The sequence below is a fragment of the Streptomyces sp. NRRL S-920 genome (assembly GCF_000717945.1).
GTDB classification, from domain to species: Bacteria; Actinomycetota; Actinomycetes; order Streptomycetales; family Streptomycetaceae; genus Streptomyces; species Streptomyces alboniger.
On sequence record NZ_JODF01000018.1, the window covers coordinates 170104 to 186575 of the forward strand.

A 16472-nucleotide genomic window follows, 5' to 3' on the forward strand; every position below is an offset into this window, starting at 1 on the left:
TTCGCCGTCAGAGATCGGCGGGCGCGGGCACGGGCCACGCCGCGCGGGTGGCGAGTTCCGGCACGGCCACGATTCCTTTGAGGCCCTTCCAGCGCTGAAGGACGTCACCCCGCGGAGTGCACGCGGAGACCGTGCAGGTGAGTTCCAGGGGGTCCTGAGCCACAAACTCGACGACGATGACGAACGGTTCGTCATCGGGCAACGAGTCGAACAGGTCCACCTGTTCGACGGAGACCGGCAGGCAGCGGTGGCCGCACAACCGTCTGCCCAGAAGGGCCGCCGCCTGGAGGAGCAGATCGGCCGACGCCGGGCTGTACAGGGCGCCGGAGTACGCCCCACGGGCCAGCGAGGGGTCCTGGAGCCTCGCCGCGACGACCAGGCGGGTGTCGTCCTCACTCAGTACGCGGCCGAGCCCTCGCAACAGCGGCCCGTGGAAAAGGAATCCGTCCGCGTACGCGGGGTGGTGGGAGTCGTCCTCGGCCCCCAGGTGTTCCAGGTGTTCCAGGTCCTCGGGGAGCCGCATACGGGGTGGGGCGGCGCCGTCCGCCGTCATGGCGAAGGCGCCTTCGTAGCGGAGCCGTCGGCTGGGGCCGTCGTCATGGACCGCGACCGAGACGCCGTCGGTACGGCTGTCTGCGCCGAGCATGGTCACGCGTGCGCGTGGCGGCTCGGAGCCGTCGAGGACAAGCCCCTTGCGGACGTAGAAGTCACGGATCCGCGTCACCGGCCTGTCGGCGTACGCGCGTTCGACCAGGTTGATGCCCCATCCGACGGCCGCGGTCATGGGCAGCACCGGCCGCCCGTCGATGCTGTGATCACGGAGTACGGGCTCGGCGGCGAGGCCGGACAGCTCCCGCACCACTTCCATCTGCCGGGGTGGCGCAGAGGGCCGGAAGAACGAGGCCAATGGGCCGATGACCGTCACCATGTCATCGCCGCGTGCGGGAGCCATCTGCTGGACGAAGTGGGCACAGCCCTCCTCGCGGCTCAGGAGAGGCACACCGAGCTGGGTGAAGAGTTCCTGGGCCCGTCCCGAAGCCATGCCGCCGCGCCAGGGCCCCCAGGCCATCGCCGCCACGCGGGTGGTGGGATGTCCCTTCTTCCAGGCGCAGGCGAACCGGTTGAGGGCTTCGTTGGCCATCGCGTAGTCCGTCTGGCGCCCGTTGCCGTAGATCCCGGACACCGAGGTGAAGACGACCAGGTGGCGCAGGTTCTCCGGCTCCAGGGCGGCCAGGACGTTGGCGAGGCCCGCGAGCTTGGTCCCCACCACTCGCGCGATGTCCTGCGGCTTCTTCTCCGCCAGCGGCTGGTCGGCCAGGATTCCGGCGCCGTGGAGCACACCGGTGACACGACCGGCGTACGGGGCGAGCGCGGCCCGGACCGCCTCCGCGTCACCGACGTCCGCCGCGAGGTAGGTGACATCGGCGCCTGCCGCGCGCAGGGCGGCGAGCGTGGCGTGCATCTCCCGTTGCTGGTCCAGATCCCCGGCCTCCGCGTCGAGCGGCTCGCGGGTTCCCGGTTCTTCGGGAAGCTCCTCCAGGCGGGTGCGGCCCAGCAGGATCAATCCGCACGGCTGCTGGGTGGCGAGCGCCTCCAGGCACCAGGCGGTGATGCCCCGCGCTCCTCCTGTCACCACCAGAAGGTCGTCCGCTGCCACGCCGTGCGATGCCGCGCCCAGGGGCAGCAGGTCGCTGGGGCCCGTGGTCAGCGTCGGCGTGCGCCGCACCGCGCCGTCCCAGCCGATCTCCGTCAGGGCGGCGGCATCGGTCATCTCGCCGAGGAACCGCGCGGCCACCTCCTTCGGATGGAGATGGGGAGCGCAGTCAAGGACGCGGAAGTACAGACTCGGCTCCTCCACCGCGAGTGCCTTGATCAGGCCGCCCAGACCGCCGAACAACGCCTCGTGCCCCAGTCCGTCCGAACCCGCGAGCCCCAGCGCCCCGTCCAACTGCGTGACGGCCATGAAAGCGGCCCGGTGGCCCGCGGCGGCCGTCTGCTTGAGAGCGGGCACCACGTGCTTGGCGACCAGCACGGCATGGCTCAGCCGGGCGAGTGCGGCGTCGGTGTCGGCACTCCGCCCCCGGGCGACCGGCAGCACGCACAGTCCCAGCCCCTGCGCGGAGGCGGTGGCCTTGGCGAGCTGTTCGCGCAGTGTGTCCTCAGTCCAGTCGGCGAGTTCGCAGTGGCCGTCGCCGGGCGCGCCCGCCCCCGGCAGTACGAGCCGGCGGACGTCCCACCCACGGGCTGACAGCGCGTCGGCGAGGGCGTCGGCCAGGGCGCTTCGGTCATCGAGGAGGAGTGCGGCGGGGTGTGGCCCGTAAGCGTCGGCGAGGACGTCCGCTGCGGGCAGGGGATCAAGTGTCCAGCAGGCCCGGCCGACAGGCAGCGGCGCGGCAGGCTCCCCGGTGTGTGTGTCGGGGGCGGCCAGGACATCCGCCGAGGCGGCGGCGACCTCGATGAGGACGGCCGACAGCTCACGGACCGTGCGGGCCTGCGCGAAGCGGTAGATCTCGTCGCGCGGCAGGGAGGGGTAGCGGCGCCACGCCTCCGACGCGATCTCCACCTGCTTCAGTGAGTCGATGCCCAGCTCGTTCTGGATGTCCAGGGTGGGGTCGACCATCTCGAAGGTGTAGCCGGTCTTCTCCGCGACCAGCTCCCGCAGCGTCCGTTCCACCTCGATCTGCTCCAGCGGCTCCTCGGGAGCGGCGGGCGCGGGAGGTTCCGGGGCGGGTGGGGCGGACCTCGGCTGGGGCAGGGCTTCGGCAGTCTGCTCCTCCGCTTCTCCTCGTGCCTGGGCGGGTACGGCCTCGGGCGCGGAGGGTACGAAGTTGTCCGGCTCCTCGGCACCAGTGGCGGGGGGCGGCGGTGAGGGTTCCTGGGCGGTCCCGAGGCCCAGGCGGGCGAAGTCGAGGAGCACTTCCTGCGCGCGGATGTGAGCCCGGCTCAGTGCCACGCCGTGGTCGCGGACGGCCTCCACCTCGCGCAGCAGCGACCTGCCGGAGTTCTCGGCCCGCCCGCCTTCCAGTAGACCGGTCAGGCTGCGGGCCGTGTGCAACTGGCCCTCCACGTACTGCGTATGCAGCTCCAGGTGCCTGGTGGCCGCCTCCACCAGGACGTGCTCCCCCGCGGCAGGTGCCGAGCGCGGCGCCGCCACGGCGGGTGCGGGCATGGCAGGTGCGGGTGTGGCGGGTGCGGGCGTGGCGGGGGTGCGCTCGAAAGGCTCGTTCAGCGCGGCGTCGTACCGGTCACGGCAGGCTGTCACCGCGAACGACGGCCCCTCCAGCAGCCTGGCCACGGGAGAGGCGGCAGCGGCACGGGGCGCGGCGGCAGGCGCGTCGTAACGGTTGATGTCGCGGATGTCCATGCCGAGGACCGCCAGCCGTAGCGCGGCGCACTTCAAGGAGGCCGCGCTGTCGCCTCCCGGCCCGGCGTCGGTGGCGACGACCTCCACGTCGGCCCCGTCCAGGGTCCGCTGGACCAGGCGCGTCAGCACCTGCTTGGGCCCGCACTCCACGAAGACGCGGAAGCCCTCCGCGTACAGCTCCCGCACCCGGCCGGCGAAGTCCACGGGCCGCACCATCTGCTCGACGAGCGTGCGGTTGTTGGCCGGGAGGTCGTCGCCGTAACGGGCGCCCGGCGTGTTCGCCAGGACGGGGACCTGCGGCCGGGCGACGCCCACACGCTCCACGGCCCGGCTGAAGCCGTCGACGGCGTGCTCGACCAGGGGAGTGTGGAACGCGGCGGCGACCGGGAGCCGGTGGGAGGCGATGTCCACGGTCGCGCAGAAGTCGGTGAACGCCCGGACCGCGTCCGTCGGGCCTCCGACCACGATCTCGTCCACGGCGTTGATGTTGCAGAGGGTCAGGCCGGGATGGTCTGCGGCCATGTCCTCCCAGCGCTCCAAGGACATACGTGCCGCGGCCATCGCCCCCGGGTCGTCCCCGGAGCCCACCGGCGGTTCCATGGCCCGGCCACGCTCACGCGTCAGGGCGAGGCACCCCTCGTCGGTGAGGCTGTCGGCGGCCCACAGCGCGGTCAGCTCGCCGCAGCTGTGGCCGAGCAGCCCCTGGGGAAGGAGGCCCACCTCGCGCAGATACCGGAACTGCCCCATCGCCAGGGCCACGACCGCGCACTGCGCGTACGAGGTGCGTTGCAGCGTGGCAGGGACCGCACGCTGCCCCGGGGGCGGGTAGACCGCCTGCGCGAGGGTCTCCTCCTCGTCCTGCCACCGCATGTTGGCCTCGTCGAAGGCGCGCCGCACGGGAGGAATGCCGACGAGCGCTTCCAGGCCCATGTTCTCGTACTGGCTGCCCTGGCCGGAGAAGAGCGCGGCCACCTTGGAACCCGTCGGCATCGCTGCACGGCGGTAGTAGGCCTTGCCGGGCAGGCTCCAGTCGTCGCGGCCCGGGGCGGACTCGATGGCCTCGGCGCTCCGCGCGATCAGGGCGGCCAGTTCCGCCTCGTCGGCGGCGAGAATTCCCAGGCGTACGTGGTGGGCGGGGATGGGCCCGCCGGATTCCGCTTCCGTGCCTTCGCGCAACTGGCGCAGCAGGGCTTCCGTGTCAGGGGCGTGCCACAGCCGCGCCCGCGGAACGCTGTGCAACGTCAGCGCCTCCTGGTCCGCGGTGCGGTGCTCCTCCAGGACGGCGTGGAAATTGACGCCCCCGAACCCGAAGGCCGATACGGCCCCGCGGCGCACGGGGCGGTGTGGGTCGAGCACCCATGGCCGGGTCCGCGTGTTGACGTACAGCGCGCCGTCGGCCGCGTCATTGACGGTGTCCACGTTGATGGTCGGCGGCAGGACCTTGTGGTGCAGCGCGAGTGCGGCCTTGATGAGACCCACGGCCCCGGCCGCCGCCTTGGTGTGGCCGACCTGGGACTTCACACTCCCGATCGCGACGCTGCGGGTCCGGGCGGAGTCCCCCAAAAGCGTTTGCAGGGCCGTGAGTTCGACGGAATCCCCCACGGCTGTGCCGGTTCCGTGTGCCTCGATCAGTTCCACGCAGTCCGCACTGAATTCAGCATCGGCATAGGCGCGGCGAAGCGCCCGCAATTGTCCTTGGCCGGAGGGCGCGTACATACTGTTCGTCCGCCCGTCGCTGGACCCCCCGAGGCCACGAAGAACGGCGTAGACGCGGTTACCGTCACGCTCGGCGTCCGCAAGCCGCTTGAGTGCCAGCATGCCGATTCCCTCGCCGATCAGCGTCCCGTCCGCCGAGGCGTCGAAAGGCTTGATGTGTCCGCTCGGGGACAGTGCGGGCGTCTTGCTGAAGCACATGAACGCCGTGAGTGAATTGTCGGCGTCACAGCCGCCGGTGATCATCAAATCGGCCCGGTGCTCGACGAGTTCACTCGCGGCCATACGCAGGGCCGCCAGGGAGCTGGCGCACGCCGCGTCGACGGTGCAGTTCGCGGCGCCCAGGTTGAAGCGGTTCGCGATGCGGCCGGAGACCACGTTCGGCAGGATTCCGGGAAAGCTGTCCTCGGTCCATGCGGGAGACGCCGCCTTGAACCGCCTCTCGATTTCGAGGGCTTCCCGCTCCGACAGGCCGACACTGAGGGCCGCCTCACGCACGACCGGACCGTAGAGGCGTGAGCCGAGCGGGAACATCGTGGTGTTCTGCCCGCATACGCCGAGCATGACGCCGGTGCGCGAAGGGTCGTACCAGGGCGCCTCCTCGCAACCGGCGTCCCGCAGTACTTCCTTCGCCACCTCCAGGCTCAGGAGCTGGACCAGGCCGATGGAGTCAAGTGCAGCCGGTGGAATCGCGTGTTCGGCCGGATCGAAGACGGCGGCGGGCAGGAATCCACCACGGCGGGCGTATGTCTTGTCCTCCGCGAACATGTCGGGATCGTAGTGCTCGTCGATTCGCCAATGACTTTCGGGGACTTCGGTGATGCAGTCCCGCCCCGCCAGCACATTGCTCCAGAATTCGCGGACATCGCGTGCCTCTGGAAACATCCCGGCGATACCGACAACGGCAAGGGGATTCCTGGACATTCGGAAGTCAACTGAGTCTGTCATTCGACCCTCATGTATGAAGATAATGGCACCGAGATGGCCTGGTCGGATGTCCGCATTCGGGAACCTTCGGACCAGACTAGTCGAAATGCCGTCGCGCCTCGTAACTCCCCGGCGCGCCCATCGAAAACCGTCACCCCTGAATTAAATAGAAGGGATCAGATGGGATTATTGACCGCACAAGCACGGCCAGTTCCTCGCGGGCCAGTTGAACTCGCTGTCCGCGTAGAGGCGTTGGACGCAGGGCCAGGCGGCGTCGGCTACTGAGCCGGTTACGGCGCCGGTCGCCGGGGTGCGCCCGTACGGTCGGGCCATGACACTTCGCTACGAGCACTTCCGCGACCTGCACCGCTCGCCCGGTGCGCCCCTCCTGCTCCCCAACGCCTGGGACCACGCGTCGGCCGCCGCCCTGGCCGCCGCCGGCTTCCGGGCGGTCGGGACGACCAGTCTCGGGGTGGCCGCCGCGGCGGGGCTGCCCGACGGGAACGGGTCGGGCGCCGCCCGCGAGGAGACCCTCCGGCTCGCCCGCGGTCTCGCCCGCCTCGACGTCCTGGTCAGCGTCGACATCGAGGGCGGCTTCAGCGACCGCCCCGAGGAAGTCGCCGCGCTCGCGGTGGAGTTGGCGGACGCGGGGATCGTGGGCGTGAACATCGAGGACGGCCGCGGAGACGGCACGCTCGCCGACCTCGAACGGCAGTGCGCGGTGCTCCGGGCCGTGAAGGGGGCCACGGACGGCCGCCTCTTCATCAACGCTCGCACGGATACGTACTGGCTGCCGGGGGACCATGCGGCGCAGACCGAGGACCGGCTCGCCGCGTACGAACAGGCGGGCTCGGACGGCCTGTTCGTGCCGGGCCTGCGGGACGTGCGGGTCATCACCCGGCTGGCCTCGAAGTTCGCCGCACCTCTCAACATCCTGCACTCGCCCGAGGGGCCGTCCCTCCCCGAACTCGCCGCGGCCGGTGTGCGGCGCGTCAGTTGCGGCTCGCTGCTGTTCCGCGCGGCGCTGCGGGGCGCTGTCGCGGCGGCCGAGTCGGTGCGGGACGGCGCCGCCCTCCCGGCGGGCCTCCCGTCCTACGCCGACACGCAGGCGCTGTCCGACCGCTTCTCCTGACAGCTGCGGCGTGTCAGGGACCTGTTCGGGGGCAGCGTGGATTCCACCGGGCTGTGCGAGCCCGAAGGAGCCGGAGAGGGGTCCCCTTCATGGTTGTGGCGTTCCTGTGCGTGTTCATCGTCGTGGCGGCAGTCCAGGTGGCGAAGCCGCGGCTCCTGTGGAGGGTGAACCGCCCTCTCCAGAAGCCGTTCGTGAAGGACTACGACGCCACGGAGCCCAATCGCGCCGGCTACAGGCTGGAGCGGGCGGTGGGTGTGGTGGTGCTGGCCGGGGCGGTGATCATGCTGGTCGTGGAACTGACCTGAGCGTGCCGCTGACGAATGCCTGCCAGGCGGGGGCGCCGATGATCAGGGCGGGGCCCTCGGGGGCCTTGCTGTCCCGTACCGGGACAACGCCGGGGACTCCGTCGGCGACCTCGACGCATTCACCGCTGTCTCCGCCGCTGTAACTGCTCTTGCGCCAGCGGGCGGCGCTCAGGTCGTACTCACGCATTGTCTGTAGTCCTCCGCCGCCGAACCGATCAGGGCCAGGGACGCCTCCGGTGACAGCGCAGCGGCCCTGAGTTGATCGTATGCCGCCTGTACCTGCTTCACCACGGCCGGATCATCCAGCAGGTTCCCCGAAAGCACGCCCTCTGTATAGGCGGTAGGCGGGGCGTCCGGGAACTCCATGAGCTTCAGCATCTTGCCCATGCTCGGGTAGGCCCCGGCAGAGAATGGCAGCACCTGCACCATCGCCCGGCGCTCACGCACCGTGGCGGCGATGTGCTCCAACTGCTGGACCATGGCCGCCGGGCCCCCGACAGGGGTGCGCAGAGCGGTTTCGTGCAGGATCACCCAATACACGGGCCGTGTAGCGCCCTTGAGGATGTGCGCACGGTCTATGCGGGCCTTGACTCTCTCCTCGACGTAGTCGTCCGTGGCGAACGGGTGGCTCGCCAGGAACACTGCGCGTGCGTACTCCGGCGTTTGGAGAAGCCCCGGAACCACAGCCGGCGCGAAGTCGCAGATCTCCGTGGCAAGCCGCTCCAGTTCCGCCACGTGCGCGAAGTACTCCGCATAAGGAGTCTCTTTGATCAGCTTCCGGCACATTCGCTCGAAAAAGCCGTCGGTTTGCAGGACCTCGTCGATCCGCTCCGCCACATCCAGCTGCGGCTTACGAATAGCCTGTTCGAATTGGCCGATGTAACCGCCGGAGACGAAAACCAGCGCACCCAGTGCCGACTGGGTCATCCCGGCCTCCTCGCGCCGCCGCTTCAGCTCCGCGCCGAAGAACTCCCACGCCGCCTGTCGTGAACCATTGGCCACGGCCAACCGCCTTCCACTGCCCCGCAGTTGTAGCGGGCAGACCCCTGCCGAGTGTAGGCGCAGGGCGTCACCGTAGGGGTGCGAAGAGTGAAATCCGGAAGCGAAGGGGAGTCAGGTGACGGCGGAATCGAAGCGCCACGCAGTGGCATGCGTCGAACAGGCGGAGGAAACATTGAGGGAATTGCGCGCCGCACTCGCGCGAGCGGAAATTACCTTGCCGTCCCTGCGGATCGATCCCGCGACGATCGCCAGGGAGGCACCCTGTCCGCTCATTGAATTGGGCGGATGTTCCCTCGACGTGGCGGCACGCCTCGCCGCCGCGCTGAGGAGTGCGCCGTGAACCTTCCCGCGAACCTCCCCGTCGGCTCGTACGTCGTCGACACCCGTAACGGGCGCGTCGGCAGGGTGATGGGCCACGAGGGTCCGTACGTCCAGCTGCGCCCCTACGGAGGGGGCCGCGAATGGGACTGCGACCCGGAGGCCGTCCGCACGGCGACCGCCGCGGAGCGCCTGCGCGCGGCGACGGCGTACGCGAACGCCCGTAGCCGGGGGGAGGTGCCCTGACCGCCCCGACGCACCCGGCATCCCCCGCCGTACGCGAGAATGGCCCCATGAGTCTGTTCCGCGACGACGGCATCGTGCTGCGCACCCAGAAGCTGGGTGAGGCGGACCGGATCATCACGTTGCTCACGCGCGGTCACGGGCGGGTACGCGCGGTGGCGCGCGGGGTGCGGCGCACCAAGTCCAAGTTCGGGGCCCGGCTCGAACCCTTCTCCCACGTCGACGTGCAGTTCTTCGCGCGCGGCAGCGAACTCGTCGGACGCGGGCTGCCCCTCTGTACGCAGAGTGAGACCATCGCGCCGTACGGCAGCGGGATCGCCTCCGACTACGCCCGCTACACCGCCGGCACGGCCATGCTGGAGACGGCGGAACGGTTCACCGACAACGAGGGCGAGCCCGCCGTGCAGCAGTATCTGCTGCTGGTGGGCGGGCTGCGCGTGCTCGCCCGCGGTGAGCACGCGCCGCACCTCGTCCTCGACGCCTTCCTGCTGCGCTCCCTCGCCGTGAACGGCTACGCGCCCAGCTTCAACGACTGCGCGAAGTGCGGCATGCCGGGCCCCAACCGCTTCTTCTCGGTCGCGGCGGGCGGCTCGGTCTGCGTCGACTGCCGGGTGCCCGGCAGCGTCGTACCGTCCGCGGAGACCCTCACCCTGCTCGGCGCGCTGCTCACCGGCGACTGGGAGACCGCGGACGCGTGCGAGGCGCGGCACGCGCGCGAGGGCAGCGGGCTGGTTTCGGCCTATCTGCACTGGCATCTGGAGCGCGGGTTGCGCTCCCTGCGGTACGTGGAGAAAAGCTGAGCAGTACCAGTACCACCCCGCACCACCCTCAAGTCACGTAGGAGAGAGAGCCCCATGGCACGACGCGGAATCCTCGGCCGGTCCCGCCGCGAGTACAAGACCCCGGAGCCGCACCCCACGGGCGTACGGCCGCCGAAGATCCCCGGTGAGCTGGTGCCGAAGCACGTCGCCATCGTCATGGACGGCAACGGACGGTGGGCCAAGGAGCGCGGGCTGCCGCGTACCGAGGGGCACAAGGTGGGCGCCGAGCGCGTCCTCGACGTCCTCCAGGGCGGCATCGAGATGGGCGTCGGCGCGATCTCGCTCTACGCCTTCTCCACCGAGAACTGGAAGCGCTCCCCGGACGAGGTGAAGTTCCTGATGAACTTCAACCGCGACTTCATCCGCAAGACCCGCGACCAGCTCGACGATCTCGGCATCCGCGTGCGCTGGGTGGGCCGCATGCCCAAGCTGTGGAAGTCGGTCGCCAAGGAGCTGGAGATCTCCCAGGAGCAGACCAAGGACAACGACAAGCTCACCCTGTACTTCTGCATGAACTACGGCGGCCGCGCCGAGATCGCGGACGCCGCCCAGGCCCTCGCGGAAGACGTGCGGGCGGGCCGGCTCGACCCCGCCAAGGTCAGCGAGAAGACCTTCGCGAAGTACCTGTACTACCCGGACATGCCGGACGTCGACCTGTTCCTGCGGCCCAGCGGCGAGCAGCGCACCTCCAACTACCTGCTCTGGCAGAGCGCGTACGCGGAGATGGTCTTCCAGGACGTGCTGTGGCCGGACTTCGACCGCCGCGACCTGTGGCGCGCTTGTCTCGAATACGCCTCACGCGACCGCCGCTTCGGCGGGGCGATCCCGAACGAGCAGCAGATCGCCGAGAGCTAGTCGGGCATACGTGAGTGAGGGGGCCCGCGCTGTCACAGCGCGGGCCCCCCATCCACGTACGTATGCCTACTTGCTCGCGCACTCCGCGCACGTACCGAAGATCTCGACCGTGTGCGCCACGTTCACGAAGCCGTGCTCGGCGGCGATCGTGTCGGCCCACTTCTCCACCGCGGGGCCCTCCACCTCGACGGCCTTGCCGCAGACGCGGCAGACCAGGTGGTGGTGGTGCTCTCCCGTCGAGCAGCGGCGGTAGACCGTCTCGCCCTCGCTGGTGCGCAGCGCGTCCACCTCGCCGGCGTCGGCCAGCGACTGGAGCGTGCGGTAGACCGTGGTCAGACCGACCGAGTCGCCCTTGTGCTTGAGCATGTCGTGCAGCTCCTGCGCACTGCGGAACTCGTCCACGTCGTCGAGTGCCGCGGCCACTGCCGCGCGCTGGCGGGTGGACCTGCCTCGAACCGGGGCTCCCACGGTTGTCTCCTCGCGTCTGCGCTCTGGTCTGGGCCTGCCGGGCCATTGTGCCAGGTCGGCCACGGGCCAGGTCAGGTCCTGGCCACCGGCTGGGCCGGAACCGAGCACTCCGCCGGGTCGCCCGCCGCCTCCGCCGCGGCCTTGGCCCGCGCCCTGCGCCTGGCCAGTGGCGTCGCGAGGACCGTCAGGGCGATGAAGACGCCGATGGTGAGCAGCACGATGGTCGCGCCGGGCGGGACGTCCTGGTAGTACGAGGTCGCCGTGCCGCCGATCGTCACCGCGATGCCGATCGCCACCGAGATCGCGAAGGTCGCCGCGAAGCTGCGGGTGAGCTGCTGGGCGGCCGCCACCGGCACCACCATCAGCGCGGAGACCAGGAGCAGGCCCACGACGCGCATGGCGACGGTCACCGTGACCGCCGCGGTGACGGCGGTGAGGAGGTTCAGGGCGCGCACCGGGAGGCCCGTCACGCGCGCGAACTCCTCGTCCTGGCTGACCGCGAAGAGCTGGCGGCGCAGGCCGACCGTGACGAGGACCACAAACGCGGCGAGCAGGCAGATCGCCGATACGTCCTCCTCGGAGACGGTCGAGAGGGATCCGAAGAGGTACGACTGGAGGTTCGCGTTCGACCCGCCGGGGGCGAGGTTGATGAACATGACGCCGCCCGCCATACCGCCGTAGAACAGCATCGCGAGGGCGATGTCGCCGCGCGTCTTGCCGTACCAGCGGATCAGCTCCATCACGACGGCGCCGACGATCGCGACCGCCGTCGCCATCCACACGGGCGAGGCCGAGAGCAGGAAGCCGAGGCCCACGCCCGTCATCGCCACGTGGCCGATGCCGTCGCCCATCAGGGCCTGGCGGCGCTGGACGAGGTAGATGCCGACGGCGGGCGCGGTGATGCCGACCAGGACGGCGGCGAGCAGGGCCCGCTGCATGAAGGCGTACTCGAGGATTTCCATCGTTCTTGCTCGCCCTCGGTCAGGTCAGCAGGCCGGTGCGGACCGGCTCGGCGTCGGCGTCGTGCGGGTGGACGTGGTCGTGGCCGGGCAGCGCGTGCTGGCCGACCGCGCGCGGGGGCGGCCCGTCGTGCAGGACGCAGCCGTCGCGCAGCACCACGGCACGGTCGATCAGCGGCTCCAGGGGCCCCAGTTCATGGAGGACGAGCAGCACCGAGGTGCCCTTGGCGACCTGCTGGCGCAGGGTGGCCGCGAGGACCTCCTGGCTGGCCAGGTCGACGCCCGCCATCGGCTCGTCCATGATCAGCAGTTCCGGCTCGGAGGCCAGCGCGCGGGCGATCAGGACGCGCTGGTGCTGGCCGCCCGAGAGGGCGTTCACGGAGTCCTTGGCGCGGTCGGCGAGGCCCACCAGGTCGATGGCGCGGGCCACGGCCTCGCGGTCGGCCTTGCGGAGCAGGCCGAAGCGGGCGCGGGAGAGGCGGCCGGAGGTGACGACCTCGTTGATCGTGGCGGGGACGCCGCCCGCGGCGGTGGTGCGCTGCGGGACGTAACCGACGCGGGCCCAGTCGCGGAAGCGGCGGCGGGCGGTGCCGAAGATCTCCACGTCGCCGCCGGTGACGGGGACCTGGCCGATGATCGTGCGGACCGCCGTGGACTTGCCCGAGCCGTTGGCGCCGAGCAGGGCGACGACCTCGCCGCGTCCGACGGTGAGGTCGATGCCGCGCAGCACGGGGCGCGAGCCCAGCTCGGCCGTCACCTTGCGCAGGGATATCACGGCTTCCGTGTCACCGGATGCGGATGTGGATGCGGATGCGGTGTGCTTGCTCATGGCTCGTGCCTCCGTAGCCACAGGGGGTGGGGTCACTTGGCGCCCAGGGCCTTCTGGAGGGCCTTGAGGTTGGAGTCCATGACCTGGATGTAGTCCTCGCCCCTGGACTTCTTGGTGATGCCCTCGATCGGGTCGAGTACGTCGGTCTTGAGCTGGGCGTCCTTCGCCAGGGTCCTGGCCGTCTCGTCGCTGACGAGCGTCTCGTAGAAGACGGTGGTCACGCCGTCCTCCTTCGCCATCTTCTGGAGGTCCTTGACGCGCTTGGCGCTCGGCTCGCCCTCGGGGTCCAGGCCGCTGATGGCCTCCTCGGTGAGGCCGTAGCGCTCGGCGAGGTAGCCGAAGGCGGCGTGGGTGGTGATGAAGACCCGGGAGTCCGCCTTGGTGTTCTTCAGGCCGTCTTCGAAGCGCTTGTTCAAGCCATCGAGGTTCTTCACGAGCTTCGCGGTGTTCTTCTTGTACGTCGCCGCGTGGTCCGGGTCGGCCTTCTCCAGCGCCTTGCCGACGCCCTTGGCGACCTCGGCGTACTTCACCGGGTCGAGCCAGATGTGGGGGTCGGAGCCCTCGTGGTCGTGGCCGTGGTCGTGGCCCTCGTGGCCCTCTTCCTCGTGGCCGCCGACCTCGGTGCCGTGCTTCTCCATGCTGGTGAGGGAGGCGGCGTCGACCTTGGTCCTGATGCCGGACTGGTCGATCGCGTCGTCGACGGCGGGCTGGAGGCCCTTGAGGTACAGGGCGACGTCGGACTCCTCGAGTTCCCCGCGCTGCTTGGCGGAGACGTCGAGGTCGTGGGGCTCCTGGCCGGGCTCGGTGAGCGTGGTGACGGAGACGTGGCCGCCGCCGATCTGCTCCGCGAGGTACTGCATGGGGTAGAACGACGCCACCACGTCGAGCTTGCCGTCCTTGCCGTCCGCGGTGGAGGAGCAGGCGGTCAGGGCCGTGAGACCGAGGACCGTCGCGGAGGCGAGGGCGGCGGTGGGTATGAGGCGTCGTCGTACGTTCATGACACTCATTTTCAACAAATGTGGAAACGATTGTCAACAAGAGGTGCGGAGAGGGGCCCGGTCGGGGTCCCGACGAGAGCCTCGGCGGAGGGGCTGGGACCGCTTATGGGGAACCGATTTGATTAGGGGGGTCAGGCCGCCGGTAACCTGAGGCATTCGCCTCGCCCACCGTCTTATGAAGAGAGCACCGTGGCCGCCGACAAGATCGACACCATCGTCAGCCTGAGCAAGCGCCGTGGCTTCGTTTTCCCGTGCAGTGAGATCTACGGCGGCCAGCGCGCCGCCTGGGACTACGGACCGCTGGGCGTCGAGCTGAAGGAGAACCTCAAGCGCCAGTGGTGGCGCTACATGGTCACCTCGCGCGAAGATGTCGTCGGCATCGACTCGTCCGTGATCCTGGCGAGCGAGGTCTGGCAGGCCTCCGGCCATGTCGCGACCTTCTCCGACCCGCTCACCGAGTGCACCTCCTGCCACAAGCGCTTCCGCGCGGACCACCTGGAGGAGTCGTACGAGGAGAAGAAGGGCCGCGCCCCGGAGAGCCTCGCGGACATCAACTGCCCCAACTGCGGCACCAAGGGCCAGTTCACCGAGCCCAAGCAGTTCTCCGGCCTGCTCTCCACCCACCTCGGCCCCACCCAGGACAGCGGCTCCGTCGCCTACCTGCGCCCCGAGACCGCGCAGGGCATCTTCACCAACTTCGCCCAGGTCCAGCAGACCTCGCGCCGCAAGCCGCCGTTCGGCATCGCGCAGATGGGCAAGTCCTTCCGCAACGAGATCACGCCCGGCAACTTCATCTTCCGCACCCGTGAGTTCGAGCAGATGGAGATGGAGTTCTTCGTCAAGCCGGGCGAGGACGAGCAGTGGCAGGAATACTGGATGGAGCAGCGCTGGAACTGGTACACCGGCCTCGGCCTGCGCGAGGAGAACATGCGGTGGTACGAGCACCCGAAGGAGAAGCTCTCCCACTACTCCAAGCGCACCGCTGACATCGAGTACCGCTTCCAGTTCGGCGGCAGCGAGTGGGGCGAGCTGGAAGGCGTCGCCAACCGCACCGACTACGACCTGTCCGCGCACTCCAAGGCGTCCGGCCAGGACCTGTCCTACTTCGACCAGGAGGCCGGCGAGCGCTGGACTCCGTACGTCATCGAGCCCGCCGCCGGTGTCGGCCGCACCATGCTCGCCTTCCTCCTCGACTCCTACATCGAGGACGAGGCGCCGAACGCCAAGGGCAAGCTGGAGAAGCGGACGGTCATGCGCTTCGACCACCGCATCGCCCCGGTGAAGGTCGCGGTCCTTCCCCTTTCGAGGAACCCGGAGCTGTCCCCCAAGGCCAAGGGCCTGGCCACCGCTCTCCGCCAGAACTGGAACATCGAGTTCGACGACGCGGGCGCCATCGGCCGCCGCTACCGCCGCCAGGACGAGATCGGCACGCCGTACTGCGTGACGGTCGACTTCGACACCCTCGACGACAACGCGGTGACGGTGCGCGAGCGTGACTCGATGAAGCAGGAGCGCGTGTCCCTCGACCAGATCGAGGGCTACCTCGCGACGCGTCTCGTGGGCTGCTGACGCTCCACCTGAGCCAGACCGCCAGAAGCCCCCGGTTCCGGGTTATGGAACCGGGGGCTTCTGTGCACACTGAGCGCATGCTTCCAACGGCCACGAGCAGGGTCAGACGGTGGGACCAGCATGGGCGCGAGCACGTCATCGAGGTCCGAAGGGCGGGCGTGCGGCGGCAGTTGAGCTGTGGCACCTGCGGGTGGCGCTGGAAGACGCGGTTCCTGCCGTGGCTCAAGGCCGAGGAGCACTTGGCGCGGGAGCACCAGGCGACGGTGGATCCGTCGGGGCCGGACACGCCCTAGGGCGCGTCCGCGAATCCCGCCTGCGCCGCGACGCCCACCCACCGGGCGAACGACGGGACTTCACGGCCAGGCCCTAGGCCCGTAGACCGCGCAAGGTCAGGTCCAGGACCGCCGCGAACGCGTCCTCGATGCCCGGGCGGGACCACTGCGGGGCGTAGGCGGGGTCGTGGAAGCGGCTCGTCGCGTCGAAGACCGCGCGGGCCGAGACCGCGGGGTCGGGGGAGGCGAAGTCCCCCTTGTCCACACCCTCCTGGATGATCGCCGTGAGCTGGCCCGTGAGGTCGGCGATGTGGTCGTCCACCACGTCGCTGTTCTCGGCGACCAGGACCGAGTACGTGGCGAAGAGTTCGGGATCGTCGCCCGCCTTGTGCTGCTTGGCCTCGAAGAGGCCCGCGAGCCAGTGGCGGAGCTTCGCCCCGGGAGGCTCGGCGCCGCTGACGATTCCGGAGAGCGTCTCGGAGGTACGGTCCAGCCAGCGCCGCGTCACCGCGCCGCGCAGCTCCGCCTTCGTACGGAAGTGGCGGTACACCGTCCCGTGGCTCACCCCGAGGGCGCGGGCCACGTCGACGACCGTGGCCCTGGCCGCGCCGTGCCTGCGCAGCATCTCCTCGGTCGCTTCGAGGATGCGCTCGGGGGTCAGGGGGGCCGTGGTCGCTGCCATGGCTAGACCGTACCG

General features: G+C 70.1%; 16 protein-coding genes. 8 read left to right on the forward strand and 8 right to left on the reverse strand.

The window, feature by feature from the left end:
• Positions 1-7: 7 nt before the first annotated feature.
• Positions 8-6025, reverse strand: a complete 6018-nt coding sequence (locus tag IG54_RS39655) for a type I polyketide synthase (protein ID WP_063756227.1) — start codon at positions 6023-6025, stop codon at positions 8-10.
• A gap of 310 nt (positions 6026-6335) precedes the next feature.
• Here IG54_RS39655 and IG54_RS0116090 point away from each other — a divergent pair, with 310 nt between their 5' ends.
• Complete coding sequence (locus tag IG54_RS0116090; protein WP_030783596.1) at positions 6336-7136, forward strand: isocitrate lyase/PEP mutase family protein; 801 nt, start codon at positions 6336-6338, stop codon at positions 7134-7136.
• Positions 7137-7225: 89 nt separating this feature from the next.
• Entirely contained in the window at positions 7226-7441 is a 216-nt protein-coding gene (locus tag IG54_RS0116095; protein WP_030783599.1) for a DUF6199 family natural product biosynthesis protein, read from the forward strand.
• On the opposite strand, the gene IG54_RS40270 is transcribed toward IG54_RS0116095, so the two are convergent.
• Positions 7416-7628: a DUF397 domain-containing protein gene (locus IG54_RS40270; RefSeq protein WP_078594144.1), complete on the reverse strand. Its 213-nt coding sequence runs from the start codon at positions 7626-7628 to the stop codon at positions 7416-7418. The two genes, IG54_RS0116095 and IG54_RS40270, sit on opposite strands and share 26 nt — an antisense overlap.
• A complete protein-coding gene (locus tag IG54_RS0116100) occupies positions 7610-8443 on the reverse strand; it encodes a helix-turn-helix domain-containing protein (RefSeq protein ID WP_030783602.1) in 834 nt (277 codons plus the stop codon). Before IG54_RS0116100 ends, IG54_RS40270 begins: the two co-directional genes overlap by 19 nt.
• Positions 8444-8558: 115 nt before the next feature.
• On the opposite strand from IG54_RS0116100, the gene IG54_RS40275 reads away from it, so the two are divergent.
• Genes IG54_RS40275 through IG54_RS0116115 form a run of 4 tightly spaced genes read left to right on the forward strand, consistent with a single transcriptional unit; the run spans position 8559 to position 10680 of the window.
• Positions 8559-8783, forward strand: coding sequence for a hypothetical protein (locus IG54_RS40275; RefSeq protein ID WP_158708877.1), 225 nt, complete (start codon positions 8559-8561; stop codon positions 8781-8783).
• Entirely contained in the window at positions 8780-9007 is a 228-nt protein-coding gene (locus tag IG54_RS0116105; RefSeq protein ID WP_030783606.1) for a hypothetical protein, read from the forward strand. The genes IG54_RS40275 and IG54_RS0116105 overlap by 4 nt, the downstream gene beginning before the upstream one ends.
• A gap of 47 nt (positions 9008-9054) precedes the next feature.
• The gene (gene recO / locus IG54_RS0116110) at positions 9055-9804 is read left to right on the forward strand and encodes a DNA repair protein RecO (RefSeq protein WP_030783609.1); all 750 of its coding nucleotides are present in this window, start codon (positions 9055-9057) and stop codon (positions 9802-9804) included.
• A gap of 54 nt (positions 9805-9858) precedes the next feature.
• Positions 9859-10680: an isoprenyl transferase gene (locus IG54_RS0116115; RefSeq protein WP_030783612.1), complete on the forward strand. Its 822-nt coding sequence runs from the start codon at positions 9859-9861 to the stop codon at positions 10678-10680.
• A gap of 66 nt (positions 10681-10746) precedes the next feature.
• On the opposite strand, the gene IG54_RS0116120 is transcribed toward IG54_RS0116115, so the two are convergent.
• The 4 genes from IG54_RS0116120 to IG54_RS0116135 form a co-directional block, all read right to left on the reverse strand.
• The gene (locus IG54_RS0116120) at positions 10747-11148 is read right to left on the reverse strand and encodes a Fur family transcriptional regulator (protein ID WP_030783615.1); all 402 of its coding nucleotides are present in this window, start codon (positions 11146-11148) and stop codon (positions 10747-10749) included.
• A 71-nt stretch (positions 11149-11219) separates the two neighbouring features.
• Positions 11220-12110: a metal ABC transporter permease gene (locus tag IG54_RS0116125; protein ID WP_030783617.1), complete on the reverse strand. Its 891-nt coding sequence runs from the start codon at positions 12108-12110 to the stop codon at positions 11220-11222.
• A 19-nt stretch (positions 12111-12129) separates the two neighbouring features.
• On the reverse strand, positions 12130-12936 hold the full coding sequence (locus IG54_RS0116130; protein ID WP_051819539.1) for a metal ABC transporter ATP-binding protein: 807 nt from the start codon (positions 12934-12936) through the stop codon (positions 12130-12132).
• Positions 12937-12968: 32 nt separating this feature from the next.
• Positions 12969-13934, reverse strand: coding sequence for a metal ABC transporter substrate-binding protein (locus tag IG54_RS0116135; protein ID WP_030783622.1), 966 nt, complete (start codon positions 13932-13934; stop codon positions 12969-12971).
• A 189-nt stretch (positions 13935-14123) separates the two neighbouring features.
• Here IG54_RS0116135 and IG54_RS0116140 point away from each other — a divergent pair, with 189 nt between their 5' ends.
• Positions 14124-15503: a glycine--tRNA ligase gene (locus IG54_RS0116140; protein WP_030783625.1), complete on the forward strand. Its 1380-nt coding sequence runs from the start codon at positions 14124-14126 to the stop codon at positions 15501-15503.
• A gap of 77 nt (positions 15504-15580) precedes the next feature.
• Entirely contained in the window at positions 15581-15796 is a 216-nt protein-coding gene (locus tag IG54_RS0116145) for a hypothetical protein (RefSeq protein ID WP_030783628.1), read from the forward strand.
• 73 nt (positions 15797-15869) lie between these two features.
• Here the strand turns inward: IG54_RS0116145 and IG54_RS0116150 are convergent, their stop codons facing one another.
• Positions 15870-16457 carry a TetR family transcriptional regulator gene (locus IG54_RS0116150; RefSeq protein WP_030783630.1) on the reverse strand — a complete coding sequence of 196 codons (588 nt, stop codon included), beginning with the start codon at positions 16455-16457 and terminating at the stop codon, positions 15870-15872.
• Between the last annotated feature and the right edge of the window lie 15 nt (positions 16458-16472).